This is a genomic window from Shewanella sp. SG44-2 (assembly GCF_014164215.1).
Taxonomy (GTDB): domain Bacteria; phylum Pseudomonadota; class Gammaproteobacteria; order Enterobacterales; family Shewanellaceae; genus Shewanella; species Shewanella frigidimarina.
In genome coordinates, this window is the sequence record NZ_JACJEU010000008.1 from 136,028 (window position 1) to 152,416 (window position 16,389).

The following is a 16,389-nucleotide window of genomic DNA, read 5'->3' on the forward strand; positions in this document are numbered from 1 at the left end:
TAATTCATAACAAACATCATCTTAATAGTCGCTAATTTAACATAAACGTTTGTATAAGTAATGTTATTAACAAAAACTTATTTTGCAAAAGTGGCTTAGCTAAGCCACTCTTTTTTTAGTTTCTCGGTGTCGCCGAGGTGATCTAACACCCAATGCATAGCAGGCGTCATATTGGCATTATTCCAGGCTAAACAGCAGGCTGTGTCTTGCTTTGGGGTGGCGAGTTGTTTTTCTATTAGCGCGCCGGCTTTAATAAAAATATCAGCCAAATGATAGGGCATGTAACCCACACCTAAGCCTTCTCTAAAACAATTTATTGCTCTGATCCAATCAGGTACCACAATCCTGCGTTGGTTATTTAATAACCAATTCGGCCTGTGGGCAATATTATGAGCCGTGTCTTGCAAGCAAATTGACGGATACTGTAATAACTCGTCATCGGTTAACGCATGCTCTGCTTTAGCTAACGGGTGATTTTTACCGACTAAAAAAGACCACTGAATCATTCCCATATCGCGCGACTTGAAAGTGCCACCAACAGGAATACTTGAGGTTGCTCCTATGGCGATATCGCTTTTACCCGTCGACAATGCTTCCCACACGCCATTATAAACTTCTAAGCGAATAATCAATTCAATATCGGTAAAGTGGCGATAAAAATCAGCAATCAAGCCACTGATTTTGTCTGCGCGAACCATGTTGTCAATCGCAATAGATAAAGAAGGGCGCCAGCCATTAGCCACTTTCTGAGTATCACGTTTAATATTATTAAGCTTGGTCATTATCTCGCGCGACTGCGCCACAAAATGCTCACCCGCTGGCGTCAAACTAACACTGCGATGGTGACGCTCAAACAATATAACCCCTAAGTCATCTTCAATCTGTTTAATGGCATAACTCACCGCAGAGGGGACTTTATTCAATTTATTGGCTGCGGCGGTAAAACTGCCCACACGGGCAACAATATCTATCATCTCGAATGCTTGTTCTGAAAGCATCTCGCTATCCTTGGCATTGGCAAAATTACTTGCAGTAAAGGTAAACATTAAGCCTAATCAAATCAAGCAAAGTCGCCGCTATCAGCTGTTTAATCACATTTTAAATGACAAAAATGGTCAGCTTAAGTTGATTAGCACAATTCGACTGCCGTTGAGCCCGTTTAAGAACACAGCAAGCCACATATTCTGTTCATCATCAGTATAGAGGCTTAGCTATCAGTGAATAATCAATCGCGATACTGCAATTACAGTTAACTTGAACATTTAATCACCACTTAACAAATTATTTGCAATTTACCCTTTACACAAAACTGTCATTGTCATATTATTCGCCCGCTCGGAGGGATGGCAGAGTGGTCGAATGCACCGGTCTTGAAAACCGGCAACGGTTTATCCCGTTCTAGGGTTCAAATCCCTATCCCTCCGCCACATTAAATACGAGAAAAGCCGTTGATTATCAACGGCTTTTTTTGTTTCTGGCGTTTGAGGGGCTCTCCATAAGGATTGACTCAGACAATGTATCTTTATCGAGCACCCAACAACGTATACTTTACACGTATCTGTTTATCCAAAATTTTACGCGACAAGGGCTTCCCCTTTGACGTAAAAGTCTCCTTACTGACTCGTGACAGAGCAGAAGCGGTCATCCGTAATATTGATGTTGCCGGAGCACTCAAAAAAATCATCAAGTCTATTGACCATCAAACACGCATTAATGACTTTATTCGTTACGTTGATGAGGTCATTAACAATCTTAGAGCTCAGTTTGATGCTGATGATTCTGATATTACGTTCAATATCACGCCTAAATCTCATGTTATCCCTATTAGAGACACTAAGCTGTCAGAACACCGTGAAACCACTGCTATCGCGCAAGCAAAGCCTGTTATTGGGTTAAACGAAGCATTAAGCGCATTTATTATCTCAAAACAAAAATCAGCCATCAGACCGCTCTCTATAAAGCAGCTTGAACAACGCATACGCCATTTTATTGATACCGTATCATCAAAATCTACTTCCAAAGCTGAGATCAAGTGCGTGCACGATATAACCAGCGCAGATGCAATGACCTACCGAGATGCTTTACTGACTCAAGGTCGAAGCTACAAAAGCAATAAAGAGTACTTAGCCGCTACATTCCAGTTTTTTAAATGGTGCCAATTAATGAATTACTGCACCAGTAATCCATTTGAAAGTGTCACAGTTGGTCAAAAACCAAAAGCTAAACCGAATCAAGCTAGAGACCGCTGGTCGCATCCTGAGCTTAAACGACTACTTTGCAGCTCATCATTCAAGGCTTCAACAACCGATTTCAAATGGGTCACCCGATTAATGCTTTATGGTGGTTTAAGACCTTCAGAAGCCTGCCAGCTCAAACCTGGAGATATCAAGTTAATTGAGGGCATACACTGCATTAGCGTTGATGATAGTGGCGCTGTACAACGATTAAAAAACCTCAATGCCAAACGTTATGTGCCCATACATCAGCGCTTGCTTGAGCTTGGCTTTATTGCGTTTGTTGAGCAAAGAAAATCAACACATACCCAGCTGTTTGATTATAAACCTGTCGGCATCATTGAAGATTGGTCAAAAACTTACTGCAAACAGCTCGCAAAGCTTCAAACCGAGATAGGCATGCAAGCGAACCTGCGCCCCACGTCATATGGCTTCAGACACACTTTTATAGATGAAATGAAGCAACTGGATATCAGCGAGCACATCGTGGCGCAAATCGTCGGACACGCCAATCCAAACATCACTTACAGTCGTTACGGCAAAGACGTTCGGATGAAGCTATTACTAATAAGCATTGAAAAACTTGAGTATATGTTGATCACTTCGAGTTAATTGCTATATTCTTGTTTTCATGTAGATGTTTTTGTATACTCATGTGACTCTTTAGCGTATTGGATTAAGTTATAACTTAATCTTGTCGGGCGTTTCGCCAGACACTAATTTATTGAGCATATTTAGGGTTGCGTTAGAACGTTTTCTAACGATCCTTCGTTCCTCAGGAGCGCCAGAAAAGTTCTAACGCTGGCCACTAGTAAAGAGTTAATAAATGACGAGCATAAACTGCTCGTCTTTTTTTAGGTGCTAAATGAGTATAAATTTTGAAGACACTATAATTGAGGTTTTTGAAGTACTTAAATATGAAAACTTCAAAATTAATTATCCTGATCATAGGATTTTTATTTGTGGTGGTGAAGTTAACATAGGAAGCGTCATCCCTAGTAGTTTCAGGCATAGGCTTATCAATAAGCTAGCTTCTTCACATCCTAAGATTGAAAAAGAAATTGTACTTGCTGAAACATTTAAAGATTATTTCAAAGAACATGCATACAATGATCTACTAATTTTTGAAGATGACATAGCCAAGCTCGCTTCTATAGTAGTTATTTTTCTTGAAAGTCCTGGTTCTTTGGTTGAGTTGGGAATGTTTTGCACAAAACCCAATTTTTATAAAAGATTATTAATAGTCGCTCCTAGAGAGCAGACCGAGTCAGAAGATTCCTTTATTTATCTTGGTCCCTTAAACCATATTCGTCGAAAAGAGCCTTCTTCAATAGCCATTTATCCATGGCCGACTAATAAGTCTATTGAGTATCCTGATATTCACCTTCAAGACCTTTGCGATACGCTATTAGATAAAAGAAATAATTTACCTAAAAATCCTTCTTTTTCAAAAGATAATTCTGGGCATGTAGCTCTTTTAGTTCAAGAAATCATTAGGCTTTCATATCCGATTTTGTTAACTGAAATAGAGCTAGCGATCGAATCTTTAGGTTTAAATATCCCTCAATCGCAGATTACTCGTTCTCTTTATTTATTGAATAAACTGAATTACTTAAAAGCTTATGAGTACAGTGGTTATAAATATTATTATCCGCTAGATAGAAAGCACCCGCGAGTCAAGTTTGGTGTCGATGACAAATCTGCTCCTTTCGATGAAAATAAGTTTATTATGAAGTTAAAAATGTCATATGTTACCGACGATAAAAATGGAGCTTCTCGAAAACGTATTGCTGCCGGCGCTGAGATCCAGAAAATATTAACGGAGCAAGTCAAATGAGTATCTCTAAACTACTTTCAAAAAACTTGTTCATGGATGAGCTTGAACTTCGTTCTTTTTCATTAAGTTCTCCTTACAGATATAAAGTTTATAAGATACCTAAAAGAAATTCTAAAGAGTTAAGAACAATTGCTCATCCTTCGAAAGAGCTTAAGTTTGTACAGCGTCTCATCGTAAGGGAACTTGGACAGTTATTGCCTGTAAGTGAAGCTGCTACAGCCTATATGAAAGGAATATCTATACGAGATAATGCACTTGTACATTCAAATACTAGATACTTGTTGAAAATGGATCTTAAAAATTTTTTCCCAAGCATTACGCCTGAAATTTTTTTTAATGAATGTCTAAGGGCTGGAGTAGAATTTGAACAATTAGATATAGATTTGCTAAGGGGATTTCTTTTTTGGCGCCCTAGACGGTCTAAAAAACTAATTTTAAGTATTGGAGCTCCTAGCTCACCATTAGTTTCAAATTTTATCCTTAATCAATTCGACGAGAACATAATTAATTTTTGCAAAACTATAGGCGTTCGTTATAGCCGGTATGCTGATGATATGACATTTTCAACAGATATTAAGGGCGTTTTATTTACATTTCCTCTTATGATTAAAAAGATACTTAAAACGTTATATGGGAATAGTATTAAGATAAATCAGGACAAAACCGTGTTTGCTTCTAAAGCTCATAACCGACACGTTACAGGTGTAACGTTAAGTAATGACGGATGCGTTACGGTAGGTCGAGAAAGTAAAAGAAAAATATCCGCAAGTATTCATCATTTTTCTTTAGGTATATTGCAGCCAAATAATATAATTCAACTAAAAGGCCTATTCGCGCATTCAACTTTTATTGAACCTAAGTTAAAAAATCAGATGGTAGAAAAGTATGGTATCGAAATAATTGAGCGGCTCATGTCTTACCAGCCGAATGACTTGAAAAAATAGATTTAAATATACTTTTTAAATCAATTTGTTATGTTTTTTCCTCTATCGATTTAGAGGCGGCTGGGTAAACTTTTCTAAAAAATAAATTGAAACTCTGGCTTTTCTAAAACGTTTATGTCCAAAAGTGTGACAGGATAGCTTAGCAATAAGAAACTAAGCACAAATCAGTCGATCAAATTTTAGTAATACCACAGAGTCGGGAGTTGCTACTCTAATAGTACGATTCAAAGAGAAGAATTGATGATAAAGAATACTAAACTCAATATATTGCTTTTAAAATGTGACGCAACGGCACCAGTTCCTGATGATTTAACTGCATGGCTTGATTCTCCTTCTGTCGGAAATGAAATTATTACTGGTCACGATGAGATATCTCTGAGTTCTGATGATGAATATCGTGCCGCTTTAAAGACAATCGAAGGATTGTTTGATGCAATACCTAATACCGCTGAATTGGAAAGTTTTTTATCTATTCTTGAAAATGACATGCAACAACACCCCGACAAATTGGTGCCGCTCACAGCAAGTATGCGTAGAAGTGCTGAAAGTTTAGTTGAAAGTGTAGAAATTGATTTTGGTGCTCAGTTATTAGACGAGTTGTAGGTAATTGGGAGACTAGAAGTTATCTGAAAACCTAACTTTGTTCGCTCTTTGTAACGCAGAAATGTTCACAAGTGTGTATGAAGCGAAAGATGTTGAGCCCCTATTGATGCATTAATAAATTAGGTCTTCAGGCTTTTGAATTTCACTTATACTGCTATCAAATACCATTTTCTGTTGGAGTTGCTCTATATGTTAAATGAAGCGTTTTCAGTATTGGTTGGTACAAGCATCGAGCACCTTAATCGTGACTCATATAGCGATATAGAGCTTATTCGGCAGGGGGTAACCGCTGACATGCTAGCTAATGCGATGACGTTTACGGGCTTATCTAGGCGTGAATTAGAAACAGTATTAGGGGTAAAATTAAGACTTCACGATAAGCTGTTGCCAGCCATCGCGACCGAGCGTGTGTTGATGCTCATCAGTACTATTCAAGCAGGAACAGAGTACTTTGGTACGCAAGATAAAATGCTTTTATGGCTAAAGACACCCAACCTGGCGTTTGCTAATCAACAACCGATAACACTATTAGATACCACCATAGGTATGGACATGATTAATGCGACGATAACTAAGTTATCGCATGGTATGACTGCGTAACAACGCCGGTGACTTTACAGCGCGTTGACGACAATTTTAATTACCAAACTCTATTCCATTCAACATATTCCAACTGCCAAAATGCCGTTAATCTAATGTCAATTTACCGAGTGGTGCGAATAGCATAGTTTAGTCAATAATGCCTTTTGCCAACTTACGTTCAACCTCCGCTGCATCAGGGAAAATATCGGTGTGTTCGCAGCCTAAAATATGAATAATTTCGTAAATCCTATCGCACGACACAGCAATAACCCCTTTCTCAATACGGCTGATATAGCTTTGCTCAACCTCTAACTTGCTGGCAAGGTCTGCTTGTGTCCAAGACTTTCTAATTCTCGCTACTTTTATGTTCATACCAATTAAGGCTTGCGCTGATTGCATGCAAAATCTCAATAACTTCCAGAATATGTTAATAATCCCATATCGATCCACTTATCAGTATTTACAACAATACATAAAATATGTATCTTAATGCATATTGAATGACTTAATTATGATAAAGGTGTATATGAAGGGATTAGTTTTTACGTTTCAAAACGTTTTTACTCGACAGAGACGCGATGGTTTTTTTGCATCTGAAATTGTTGACGATGCCGTCAATATGCTTAACAAAGAGCGATTTAAGCACGCTGAAATTAAACAGATGGTAGATGATTTTTTAAAGGACCTGGTGTTTAAGGGGTGGCTAACAACGGGAATCGATGAAAAGACCGGTTTAACCACTTACACTCTGTTCGATAAAGTCGCTGATCCGATAGCACTAAAGTTAACATCTTCAGAAGTTGCAGAACTAGAAAAGGAAGGTGATAAACTTAATGAAGAATATATGTATGCTCGAGCTGTTTATCTTGAGGTTGACAGGTTTGTGTCGAACAAAAATAATCCAGAATTCTTAAGAAGCACAAAATATTTTAGCGATTTTATTCGACGAGACTTGATGGGCAAGTTAGAAGCGATTGAGTATATTCTATGCTCAAATGCACAGTGAAATAGGCTCATTAAACTGTTATTTTTACATTAAAAATTGAGATGAAGGAGGTTTTTTACAGACGTTACAATTAACAGAATATTGATTTTTTAAAACATTAAAAATATATAAATTATTGAAATATAACAAGTTATTTCATATTTTGTATTGTGTATGTTCAAGGATATGTTAATCTAACCCTAAGAGAAAGCAGCCGTCAGAGCTGCATAGGGTTAGTTATGCAAGACCTAAGTATCAAGTTTTATGTGAAGCAATATTTATCATCAAGAACACATGAGGTAGCTCCATCAACATTACGTTCTGAACGCTGTAAAGCATCAAAAATCATTAAATTGATTGGACAGCGCTATATTGATTCTGTCACTCATAGTGACATCATTCAGCTGCGTCAAAAATTGCATAAAAGCTATGCAAACAAGTCAATTAATGAGTTTTATATCATTCTGCGTGCGATATTTAATAATGCGTTTCGCGATGGTGTGATAGCCCGTAATCCAATGGAAGGTATTCAAAATTTAAGTGTTTGTCACGCTGAGCCAAATCCTTTCACTCGAGCTGAATTAACAGCGTTAGCGCAAACAGATGTTCGATGTTTATCAGGGAAAAATGCTTTTCAGTTATGTGCACTCACGGGGCTTCGTATAAGTGAGTTGTTGGCAATAAGCTGGGAAGATATTGACTTTATTAATGCAAAACTCAAAGTCAAAATTGCGTTAGTTGATAAGCAATATAAAACTCCAAAAACCCCAGGTTCTCAACGTACAGTAGAGTTATGTGCTTCTGCTATTAGTATATTAACACAACAAAAATTGATTACAGGTCATCGAAAAGCTAGAAAGATATCAGTGCTTCAGCGCGACAATAAAACGAAAAAAATCGAAAATTTATCACTCGTTTTTTACAACACTCAAACTAATCAGCCGTTTTTAAGTGCGAAACAATTTAATAAAACGTTTTTCACACCATTCTTAATATCGGCCGAGGTGAAGCACCGCGGCGCAGGACAACTTAGACACACTTTTGCAAGTCAAGCTCTGACATCTGGTGTCTCAAAAGAGTGGATAGCCCGACAACTAGGGCACGAAAGCACTGCAATGATTGACATCCACTATGCACGCTGGATGTGTGCAGATGCACCCGACTTTGTGAACAAAGTCGAACAACAGTTTAGCGGCATATTTACACCCAAACAGCTTTATGAATCTATAGCTGCCGATGGAAACACATCTGATGTTAAAGCAACTTCAAACACAGTCGCGAACACTGATATTCAGCTCTCAGAGCAACAGATATCGCGATTGCTCATTAGTCACCCTCATTTGATAACAGAGCATCTAAAAATGCTTTTAAGTCATAATGTTGGAGGGTAGAACAATGACTATGAGAAGTTGTACTTTATTCTATTCTTTTGCAAATTATGGCTTGAATAAAAAGGGGCGCAGAAATGGAAAAGCTTCATTAATTCATTCGTTACGACTTATGGAGCAACTTGAGCTTAAACAAAAATATTTAAATAAATCTCATGAGCTTATGCGCACTAAAAATGAAATAAAAATCGAATGGGACAGCTTATTGTCACATGCAAATTTAATTGACACAGAGGACGGTATCGTTCGACTTGACGCGTTTACTCAAGCTCAAAGACAGCAATTGTTGCTTGACGTTGTTGAGCCACCTGAACTTAACACCAAAAATGCCGATAAATGGGGAAAGCTCAAATCTAGTGCAAAATACAAACTAAATCAATGGATTAAAAAAGACGGTTTTTGTGATGAGGGGATTGAATTTATCAACGAGATATTAGCGTCTGAAAATGTTGTGAATGTTCATCACTCGAAATATCGATTTAATCTGTTTGATATGAAGCGTAAATCACAGAAAATTGAGCAACTAACCAATTATATCAACGCCCATAATGCACTTATCGATAAGCCAAAAACGTTAAACTTTACTAATTTCCAAGAAATATTATTCAAAATCCCAATTGTGAATGGAATTGGTGCTGACATTGTGAGCGGTAAAGAAATGATGCAAACAATGAAGGGATTCATCGTACATTTTTATCCAGATTATCCTATAAAATTAATGCTGTTGCATGATGATGAGCGCTTAGCGCATGAAAATATAGGTGCGCATGTTCACGCGTTTATTTCGGGAAAAAATGCTTTAACAGGCAAGTACGATTTGCGTATCGCACAAATTAAAAAAGTGAATGAGTTTCTATTCAAACGTGATGGTATGTCAGCTAATTTATTTTCTGAAACTGGGCGTTTGAATTATGAACAGGCTGGTGACGTTGCGCATCACATGCAAGAGATGTTCTATGAGTTTGTCAATGAACATCTCTTTCATCCGAAGAACATCAATGCTGCATTTCATCCGGAATCGGTTCGTAAATCTGAAAAACGAAAGCAAATGCGCAGAGAGGCGAAGCTTGCTAAGCGCGATAGGCCATACAATTTTTTAACTCGTTTGATTGAGCATATCAGCGGTTTAGAAAAAGAATTAGATGTATTGGGCTGGAACATAAGTGATAGTCAGCAATTGTTCGACGAATTAACACGTCAATTAGCAATTGTGAGTGAAAGCTGTGACACGTTCACAGAGCGGGAAAAATTGTTAGAGCAACAATGTCAGATAAAAGCTAAAAAATACCAAGATATTTATCTTGCACTGCTAAACAAGCAAAAGACACTCAGCAAGAAAATGCTGTTTGAATATGAATTAGATGAACGTTTGAATGAGAAAGCAAAAACAGAAACGACATTAGATATATCTATTGGCATAAAAAACAGAGCAAACGTAGCACTAGATACGTCAATAACAGAAAAGCAATCAATGCTAGATAAACTGAGCGTAATGACTGCCGAGGCATTACAGCCTATTAATCAAATGTTAGAGCGAATGCATAAACGATTGATATTAAATGGCAGAGCAGGCGCTAAAGAGCTCATGCAATCCATCATGAAAGCTTTTACTGAAGACTTACCGCAGGAGCTTAGGAATAGATTGATAAGCGTCACCCGCAACACTGGTGATATAGAGCTAAAAGACGCGTTAACAAGCAAGGACAGTCAGATTAACAATTCATTGGATACATGATAAAACACGCGTTCAATATTTGCTAAATGATGCGTTAACCGTACTCCCTCAGATTAGATTGAATACAATATAAATTGCTCACTAAGTAAACAGGAAATCGGTCATTACTTTTATAAAGTGATGACCGATTTTTTATTAATCGCTGCGAATGTAAGATGTTTAATTAACGTCCAGGCATGAGGTTATGCTTGTATCGAGTGATGCTGTGTAGTGAGTGTCAATAGTGCTATATAGCCCAAATTGGCAGCACTGCTGCCACAGATGACATTCATGTTGCCAGTGGCGGCATTAAACATGTCAGTGGTCGTTTTAGAAAGCAAATGGATGAAGCGAAATAGTAAACATATAGATTTGATTAATTAAGGTTTGAACAACATTCACGTTTAAAGCTTATTAGCGTTGAAATTAGCTTGTCTGAGATGGTGTAAAACCCGCATGGCCATTTGTTTTTTACAACATGATAATGTTTAGGTTTGGCCTAAACAAACCTCAAATACCGCACTCAACGAGTGCGAAAAAGTACAGCTTCGCAGTCATCGACTGCGAAGCAAAAAGCAGCCCACAATTATGTGGGACTAGTACGTAACCCGGTACGTTTATCTCCCACTTTTTGTTCCAAAAAGATGGGAGATAAACTCGGGCAAGGGGAGCCCCCTTTGAACCCCAAAGACACATGCTGCGCATGTAAAAAAATCAAAAGAGTTGAAGATAAAATCAGCATGATCACTGTCATTTATCACATTATCGATTTACGATAAAAATCAATTTAAAATCGTTCTTTAGTTGTATCGCGTGGGAAATAGAGAAAGCGTAATAATCTGATATCGTTATCATTAATTTTTCGTACAGTGAAGGCAAATCCTACTTTACATGCAAGCTCAGTTTTTATTTTTCAAATTCAAGCTGTTTATTTTATGAACTAAAACAGCAAGATGAAGATGGTGTTAATCAGTGATATAAACGGTCGTATTCCCAAAATTTAGTTTGAATAAACTAAATTCAAGTTACTCAATGATTGTTAATTTAAATGAAAAATAAAGTTGCATAAGTTATTTTTTTATTATTTAATGCTTGCGATTTTTATGTATGTAACAATATTAAACAAAAGTTTAGCTCATAAATAACACTCATTACCAATGGATATTGGTATGCATTTGAGAATATGGATATTATGTCTTCATTGTTTCGTCAACAAGCTGTGGAAGCCCAAAAGCAAAAATTACATGGTGATGTGTCATTAGCACAGCCGATGTCGATTTATGCCGTCACTTCTATTTTGCTATGCATTATTCTCGCTATAGTTTTATTCCTTTCTTTTTCTCATTATGCTCGTAAAGAAACCGTTCGTGGTTATTTAGTGCCTGATAAGGGCTTAATTAAAACTTATGCCAATCGCAATGGAAATATTGATGTTCTACATGTCTCAGAAGGAGACTTTGTAAAGAAAGGCTCCCCTTTAGTGACCATAGTGCTGAGACGTAGCATGCTTTCAGGTGAAGAATTAAGTGAGTCATTAATTGATGAATTAAAGCTACAAACAGTATTACTTCAAACAGAACACACTATTAATCAAACCATGCTAATTAAAGAAACTGCGCGGTTAAAAACAGTCATTTCAGATCATCACGCCTCTCTTGCTGTGCTTACCAACCTTGAAACGCTACTGGCGGATAAATTAGCATTGCAATTGAAGCAGCAAGCACAGCATGAAACCCTCTATAAAGACGGTTTTCTATCAACCTTAGATTATCAATCTCAACAAGAAAGGCTCATTGCAGTTAGGCAAGAAATAGAAAATTTACAATCAAACCGAGTACAAACACAGAGTTTGCTCAATGCGGCTATTGCTGAGCTAGATGTTTTACCAAGCCAATATGCACTTAAAGATGGCGATAGATCTAGACGACGCTCAGAGCTTTTGCGTCAAATAGATGAAACAGAAAATAATTATCGCTATGTTATTCGCGCTGCTGAAGCGGGGACTGTTGCTTCTATTCAGGTTGTGGAGGGAGAGTTTATCGTTACCAACCGTCCGCTCATCAGCTTAATTCCACAAGGTGCTAAGCTCGTTGCTGAATTGTTGCTGCCTACTAGGAGCGCAGGATTTGTAAAGTCAGGTGATGAGGCGAGATTAAGATTTGACGCATTTCCTTACCAGCGATTTGGTTTTCTAAAGAGTCGTATTTTTAGTGTTGATAAAGCCTTGTTGCTAGACGGTGAAGCGATCGTGCCGGTGGCATTATCAGAACCAGTTTATAGAGTACGAACTCAATTAACGACTCAAGATATGATGGCTTATGGTGAAGCTTTCCCACTGAAAAGCGGCATGCTGTTGGAGGCTGATATAGTGCTAGATAGCCGAAGTTTACTCGACTGGCTATTAGACCCAATTTATAGCTTGCAAGGAAGAGTTGGTTAATGAATACAACTATTAAAATAGATGGTGAAGTCAATAACCCTATTGAGCTGCTTGAGTTTTCAGGTAAAAAACGAGTGCCGCTTATTCTACAGGCTGAAATGGCAGAATGTGGTCTTGCTTGTCTTGCTATGATTGCCAGTTTTCATGGTCACAAACTTGATATGGCAGGGTTAAGGAAACGTTTTAGTGCTGACCTCAAGGGGATGAGTTTACAGCACATGATAACCCTAAGCGATAACATGGGGTTAGCAAGTCGAGCACTTAAATGCCCGATAGAAGATGTGGGGAAATTAGCTTTACCTTGTGTGTTGCATTGGGATATGAATCATTTCGTTGTGCTCACTGGTGTGACTAAGTCTGGAGTAAGCATTAATGATCCTGCTATAAGTAAAAGAAAGCTCACGTTTAAAGAGTTTTCAAATCACTTTACAGGCATTGCGTTAGAGTTAACTCCGACTAAAGGTTTTGAAAAACAGGACGAGCGTCAACAGATGGGGCTGTCTCAACTGTGGAGTAAGATGACAGGCCTAAGCAAAACGTTAACGGCACTTTTTGTTCTGTCTATTTTGCTGCAGGTATTCGCCTTAGTAACGCCCTACTATATGCAATGGGTGGTTGATGAGGTACTAATAAGTCAAGATAAGCCTTTATTAACAGTGCTGGCATTGGGCTTCGGACTACTCGCTATTATCAATGTTCTGACTACTGGCATTCGTAGTTGGTTAGTACTAAGAGTTTCCAGCTTATTAAATATGCAGATGGGGGTTAATTTACTTAGGCATTTGCTCCGCCTGCCAATGAGTTATTTTGAGAAGCGCCACATCGGTGATTTAGTCTCACGCTTTGGTTCATTAGCACAGGTACGCGAAAGGCTTACAACTGGTTTGGTTGAAACCGTGGTTGATGGTGTGATGTCGATAGCGGTATTGATTATGATGCTCATTTACAGCGTTAAATTAACCTTGGTCGTAGTAGCTGCAATTTTTATCTATGCCTTGTTAAGACTAGCCTTATATAGGCCGTTGCACCGTGCAACAGAAGAATCAATTCAAGCATCAGCGAAAGAGCAGACGAATTTCTTAGAGAACATTCGTGCAATACAAACAATTAAACTGTTTACCTGTGAACCGCAACGACAGAATTTATGGCAAAACCGTTACAGCGAAGTGATTAATACAGATATTCGCTTAGGTAAGCTGAAGATAAGTTTTGATGCGATGAACAAGTTATTGTTTGGGCTAGAAAATATCATAGTGGTATACCTGGCTGCGTCCATAGTTATGAGCGGCGGGTTAACTATCGGCATGGTGCTTGCCTTTATTGCCTATAAAAATCAGCTAACTGAACGTTTTGCGAGTTTAATTGAGCAATTAATAATGTTTCGAATGCTAAGGCTGCATTTAGACCGTATTTCTGATATAGCTCTAAGTGAGCAAGAGGCGAATCGAGACAGTATTAGCCCTTTAAATTTGGTTAGTGGTCAGCTGCAACTTGAAAATCTGAGCTTTCGCTATAGTGATAGTGATCCTAATGTTATTGATAACGTGTCATTAACTATTAATGCCAATGAGTCTATAGCTATTGTTGGTGAGTCTGGTTGCGGTAAAACAACCATAGTGAAATTAATGTTGGGACTACTTACACCATCACAAGGCCGGATCTTACTTGATGGTCAAGACATAAGCCAAATAGGATTAATTCAATATCGTCAGCAACTCGCTGCTGTAATGCAAGACGATACTCTGCTGTCTGGATCCATTGCTGATAACTTGACATTTTTTGATCCTGAACCTAACTATCTTCGCATGCAGCAGTGTGCTCAACATGCCGCCATAGATAAAGACATTAGTAAGATGACCATGGGCTACAACACCTTAGTCGGCGATATGGGCAGTCAGTTCTCAGGCGGTCAAGTACAACGATTATTGCTAGCAAGGGCTCTCTATCAACAACCAAGCCTTCTATTTATGGATGAAGCGACGAGTCATTTAGATATTGAAAATGAAGCAAAAATCAGTGAGCAGATAAAACATCTAGAGATGACTCGAATCATTATAGCCCACAGGCCTGAAACGATAAAGCAGGCGGACAGAGTGGTTATTATGCATCAAGGGAAAGTATACGCGCAAGATGAAATGCAGCTTTTGATGGGTAAGGTGCTGTAAGGCGGCAAAGAAACAGAAAATAGATGGAAAAAATTTTAGCCGATGGGGTGTGATGTTCAAAATAACAAAGCATTTCATCAGTTAAAAACAAGGGGGCGGCAACTTTAGCCGGAAACTGCGCCCTTGGTCAGGAGCTTAAGGCTAAATGAACCTAAAAGGTAAATTTGTGCGTTTAAGCAAACATAAAGTTAAAGAGTTATTAAGGATAATATCTTGGAAAACAAAAATGAAATTGTAGAGTTAACATTAGAAGAAATTGAATCAGTTCAAGGTGGTACTTGCCAAGTTCAGTATGTTTGGAAACAGCCTCAGATCATTTGCAGAAATGATCATAACACTACGCATCTTTAAGTTCGGTAAACCAAGCTCTCATTAGTGAGAGCTTGGTTTTTATAAACTCATTTGTGAATACTTTTTGACAAAGGACTGTGTATGACTAGAATTTTCATAGTTTTAATTGTTTGTTTTTTTTGTGACACAGTTGGTGCTAAACAACTTCCAATCTATAAAGAAGACCAAATTATTTATTATAATTATCATATTGATAATGATGGTTTCAATACGGTTAGGAAGCTTTACACGCCGGAGGTTAGTAAATTAATTTTTAATAGTTCTGGTGGCGAGTCCGGCATTGCTATTAAATTCGCTAAGTGGATTATGAACCATGATTTAGACGTCGAAGTTGATAGATACTGTTTATCTTCATGTGCTAACTATATTTTCCCCGCGGGCAAGGTTAAATATCTTAATAAAAAATCAGTGGTCGGGTGGCATGGGGGGGCTTTTCAGTTCAAAAAAACACCTATAGATGCGAGTAATATTAGAACAGTATTATCATTTTCTAAAAATTGTGACTTCAGCAGATTACCTAAAAATGAATTGCTGATTTTTGAATCGAAAATTAAATCTGAATGTGCCTTCTATAAATCCCTGAACATTAACCCTCTAATTACTATGTATGGTCAAATCAAAGAAGATAGGTTTTATACAGACAATGTCGATTTTTGGAGCTATAGCCTAGATGCTATGTCTTTTTTAGGGATAAATGGAATAGTTGTAAAAGGTGGGAACTGGGAGCCTGTTAGAATGATCCAACAAAAAAATATTAAATATTTTGAATTAAATGAAGTTAAAGAAGGCATAGGGCAAGCTCGGAATAATCGTTTATTATCTGACTTTGTGAATTGATGAAAATTGAATGTATCGACTATGTTAAATTGAAAAAGGCTATAACTATTTTTTGTAACTGCTTATCAAACAGTAACCTAAAAAGGCTCATGGATAAGTAGAAACTATGAATAAAAAATATAGAAATTTTTGCTGAAAATTTACATGGCCACCCAAGATTTATGGCTAAATATAATATCAAAACATGGCTAATATCAAAACATGGCCACCCAACCCAACTGGTTAAATAGCAAGCACTCAACTAGGCTTAGTTACCTTTAACTCAGACAGGTAATCTAAGATGGCCAGACCAAGACAGACAATCGTTAG

Annotated in this window: 13 protein-coding genes and 1 tRNA gene; 12 read left to right on the forward strand and 2 right to left on the reverse strand. The window is 37.7% G+C overall.

Going from position 1 to position 16,389, the window contains the following annotated elements:
- Window positions 1–95: 95 nt before the first annotated feature.
- Window positions 96–998, reverse strand: a complete 903-nt coding sequence (gene punR / locus H5181_RS08775; RefSeq protein ID WP_182750811.1) for a DNA-binding transcriptional activator PunR — start codon at window positions 996–998, stop codon at window positions 96–98.
- Between the two features lie 339 nt (window positions 999–1,337).
- On the opposite strand from punR, the gene H5181_RS08780 reads away from it, so the two are divergent.
- The 6 genes from H5181_RS08780 to H5181_RS08805 all read left to right on the forward strand — a co-directional run bounded on the left by H5181_RS08780 (window position 1,338) and on the right by H5181_RS08805 (window position 6,218).
- A tRNA-Ser gene (locus tag H5181_RS08780) sits at window positions 1,338–1,427 on the forward strand.
- An 87-nt stretch (window positions 1,428–1,514) separates the two neighbouring features.
- Complete coding sequence (locus H5181_RS08785) at window positions 1,515–2,846, forward strand: tyrosine-type recombinase/integrase (protein ID WP_182750812.1); 1,332 nt, start codon at window positions 1,515–1,517, stop codon at window positions 2,844–2,846.
- A gap of 253 nt (window positions 2,847–3,099) precedes the next feature.
- Window positions 3,100–4,071, forward strand: a complete 972-nt coding sequence (locus H5181_RS08790) for a retron St85 family effector protein (RefSeq protein ID WP_182750813.1) — start codon at window positions 3,100–3,102, stop codon at window positions 4,069–4,071.
- Window positions 4,068–5,015: a retron St85 family RNA-directed DNA polymerase gene (locus tag H5181_RS08795; protein ID WP_182750814.1), complete on the forward strand. Its 948-nt coding sequence runs from the start codon at window positions 4,068–4,070 to the stop codon at window positions 5,013–5,015. Before H5181_RS08790 ends, H5181_RS08795 begins: the two co-directional genes overlap by 4 nt.
- 240 nt (window positions 5,016–5,255) lie before the next feature.
- Complete coding sequence (locus tag H5181_RS08800; protein ID WP_259397009.1) at window positions 5,256–5,618, forward strand: transcriptional regulator; 363 nt, start codon at window positions 5,256–5,258, stop codon at window positions 5,616–5,618.
- Window positions 5,619–5,807: 189 nt separating this feature from the next.
- The gene (locus H5181_RS08805) at window positions 5,808–6,218 is read left to right on the forward strand and encodes an antitoxin Xre/MbcA/ParS toxin-binding domain-containing protein (RefSeq protein WP_182750815.1); all 411 of its coding nucleotides are present in this window, start codon (window positions 5,808–5,810) and stop codon (window positions 6,216–6,218) included.
- 129 nt (window positions 6,219–6,347) lie between these two features.
- Here the strand turns inward: H5181_RS08805 and H5181_RS08810 are convergent, their stop codons facing one another.
- Window positions 6,348–6,599 (reverse strand): helix-turn-helix domain-containing protein, encoded by a 252-nt coding sequence (locus tag H5181_RS08810; protein ID WP_182680886.1) that lies wholly within the window; start codon window positions 6,597–6,599, stop codon window positions 6,348–6,350.
- Window positions 6,600–6,726: 127 nt separating this feature from the next.
- Here H5181_RS08810 and H5181_RS08815 point away from each other — a divergent pair, with 127 nt between their 5' ends.
- The 6 genes from H5181_RS08815 to H5181_RS08840 all read left to right on the forward strand — a co-directional run bounded on the left by H5181_RS08815 (window position 6,727) and on the right by H5181_RS08840 (window position 16,080).
- Window positions 6,727–7,206, forward strand: a complete 480-nt coding sequence (locus H5181_RS08815) for a hypothetical protein (protein ID WP_182680885.1) — start codon at window positions 6,727–6,729, stop codon at window positions 7,204–7,206.
- Between the two features lie 218 nt (window positions 7,207–7,424).
- Window positions 7,425–8,576 carry a site-specific integrase gene (locus tag H5181_RS08820; protein ID WP_182750816.1) on the forward strand — a complete coding sequence of 384 codons (1,152 nt, stop codon included), beginning with the start codon at window positions 7,425–7,427 and terminating at the stop codon, window positions 8,574–8,576.
- Between the two features lie 4 nt (window positions 8,577–8,580).
- Window positions 8,581–10,308 carry a hypothetical protein gene (locus H5181_RS08825; RefSeq protein ID WP_182750817.1) on the forward strand — a complete coding sequence of 576 codons (1,728 nt, stop codon included), beginning with the start codon at window positions 8,581–8,583 and terminating at the stop codon, window positions 10,306–10,308.
- Window positions 10,309–11,470: 1,162 nt separating this feature from the next.
- Window positions 11,471–12,727 carry an HlyD family secretion protein gene (locus tag H5181_RS08830; protein WP_259397010.1) on the forward strand — a complete coding sequence of 419 codons (1,257 nt, stop codon included), beginning with the start codon at window positions 11,471–11,473 and terminating at the stop codon, window positions 12,725–12,727.
- The gene (locus H5181_RS08835; protein WP_182750818.1) at window positions 12,727–14,892 is read left to right on the forward strand and encodes a peptidase domain-containing ABC transporter; all 2,166 of its coding nucleotides are present in this window, start codon (window positions 12,727–12,729) and stop codon (window positions 14,890–14,892) included. Before H5181_RS08830 ends, H5181_RS08835 begins: the two co-directional genes overlap by 1 nt.
- Window positions 14,893–15,324: 432 nt before the next feature.
- Window positions 15,325–16,080 carry a hypothetical protein gene (locus tag H5181_RS08840; protein WP_182750819.1) on the forward strand — a complete coding sequence of 252 codons (756 nt, stop codon included), beginning with the start codon at window positions 15,325–15,327 and terminating at the stop codon, window positions 16,078–16,080.
- Window positions 16,081–16,389: the final 309 nt, after the last annotated feature.

Coding starts and splice junctions, on each gene's coding strand:
- punR (WP_182750811.1), bottom strand. CDS start 998: ATGCTTTCAGAACAAGCATTCGAGATGATAGATATTGTTGCCCGTGTG.
- H5181_RS08785 (WP_182750812.1), top strand. CDS start 1,515: ATGTATCTTTATCGAGCACCCAACAACGTATACTTTACACGTATCTGT.
- H5181_RS08790 (WP_182750813.1), top strand. CDS start 3,100: ATGAGTATAAATTTTGAAGACACTATAATTGAGGTTTTTGAAGTACTT.
- H5181_RS08795 (WP_182750814.1), top strand. CDS start 4,068: ATGAGTATCTCTAAACTACTTTCAAAAAACTTGTTCATGGATGAGCTT.
- H5181_RS08800 (WP_259397009.1), top strand. CDS start 5,256: ATGATAAAGAATACTAAACTCAATATATTGCTTTTAAAATGTGACGCA.
- H5181_RS08805 (WP_182750815.1), top strand. CDS start 5,808: ATGTTAAATGAAGCGTTTTCAGTATTGGTTGGTACAAGCATCGAGCAC.
- H5181_RS08810 (WP_182680886.1), bottom strand. CDS start 6,599: ATGCAATCAGCGCAAGCCTTAATTGGTATGAACATAAAAGTAGCGAGA.
- H5181_RS08815 (WP_182680885.1), top strand. CDS start 6,727: ATGAAGGGATTAGTTTTTACGTTTCAAAACGTTTTTACTCGACAGAGA.
- H5181_RS08820 (WP_182750816.1), top strand. CDS start 7,425: ATGCAAGACCTAAGTATCAAGTTTTATGTGAAGCAATATTTATCATCA.
- H5181_RS08825 (WP_182750817.1), top strand. CDS start 8,581: ATGACTATGAGAAGTTGTACTTTATTCTATTCTTTTGCAAATTATGGC.
- H5181_RS08830 (WP_259397010.1), top strand. CDS start 11,471: ATGGATATTATGTCTTCATTGTTTCGTCAACAAGCTGTGGAAGCCCAA.
- H5181_RS08835 (WP_182750818.1), top strand. CDS start 12,727: ATGAATACAACTATTAAAATAGATGGTGAAGTCAATAACCCTATTGAG.
- H5181_RS08840 (WP_182750819.1), top strand. CDS start 15,325: ATGACTAGAATTTTCATAGTTTTAATTGTTTGTTTTTTTTGTGACACA.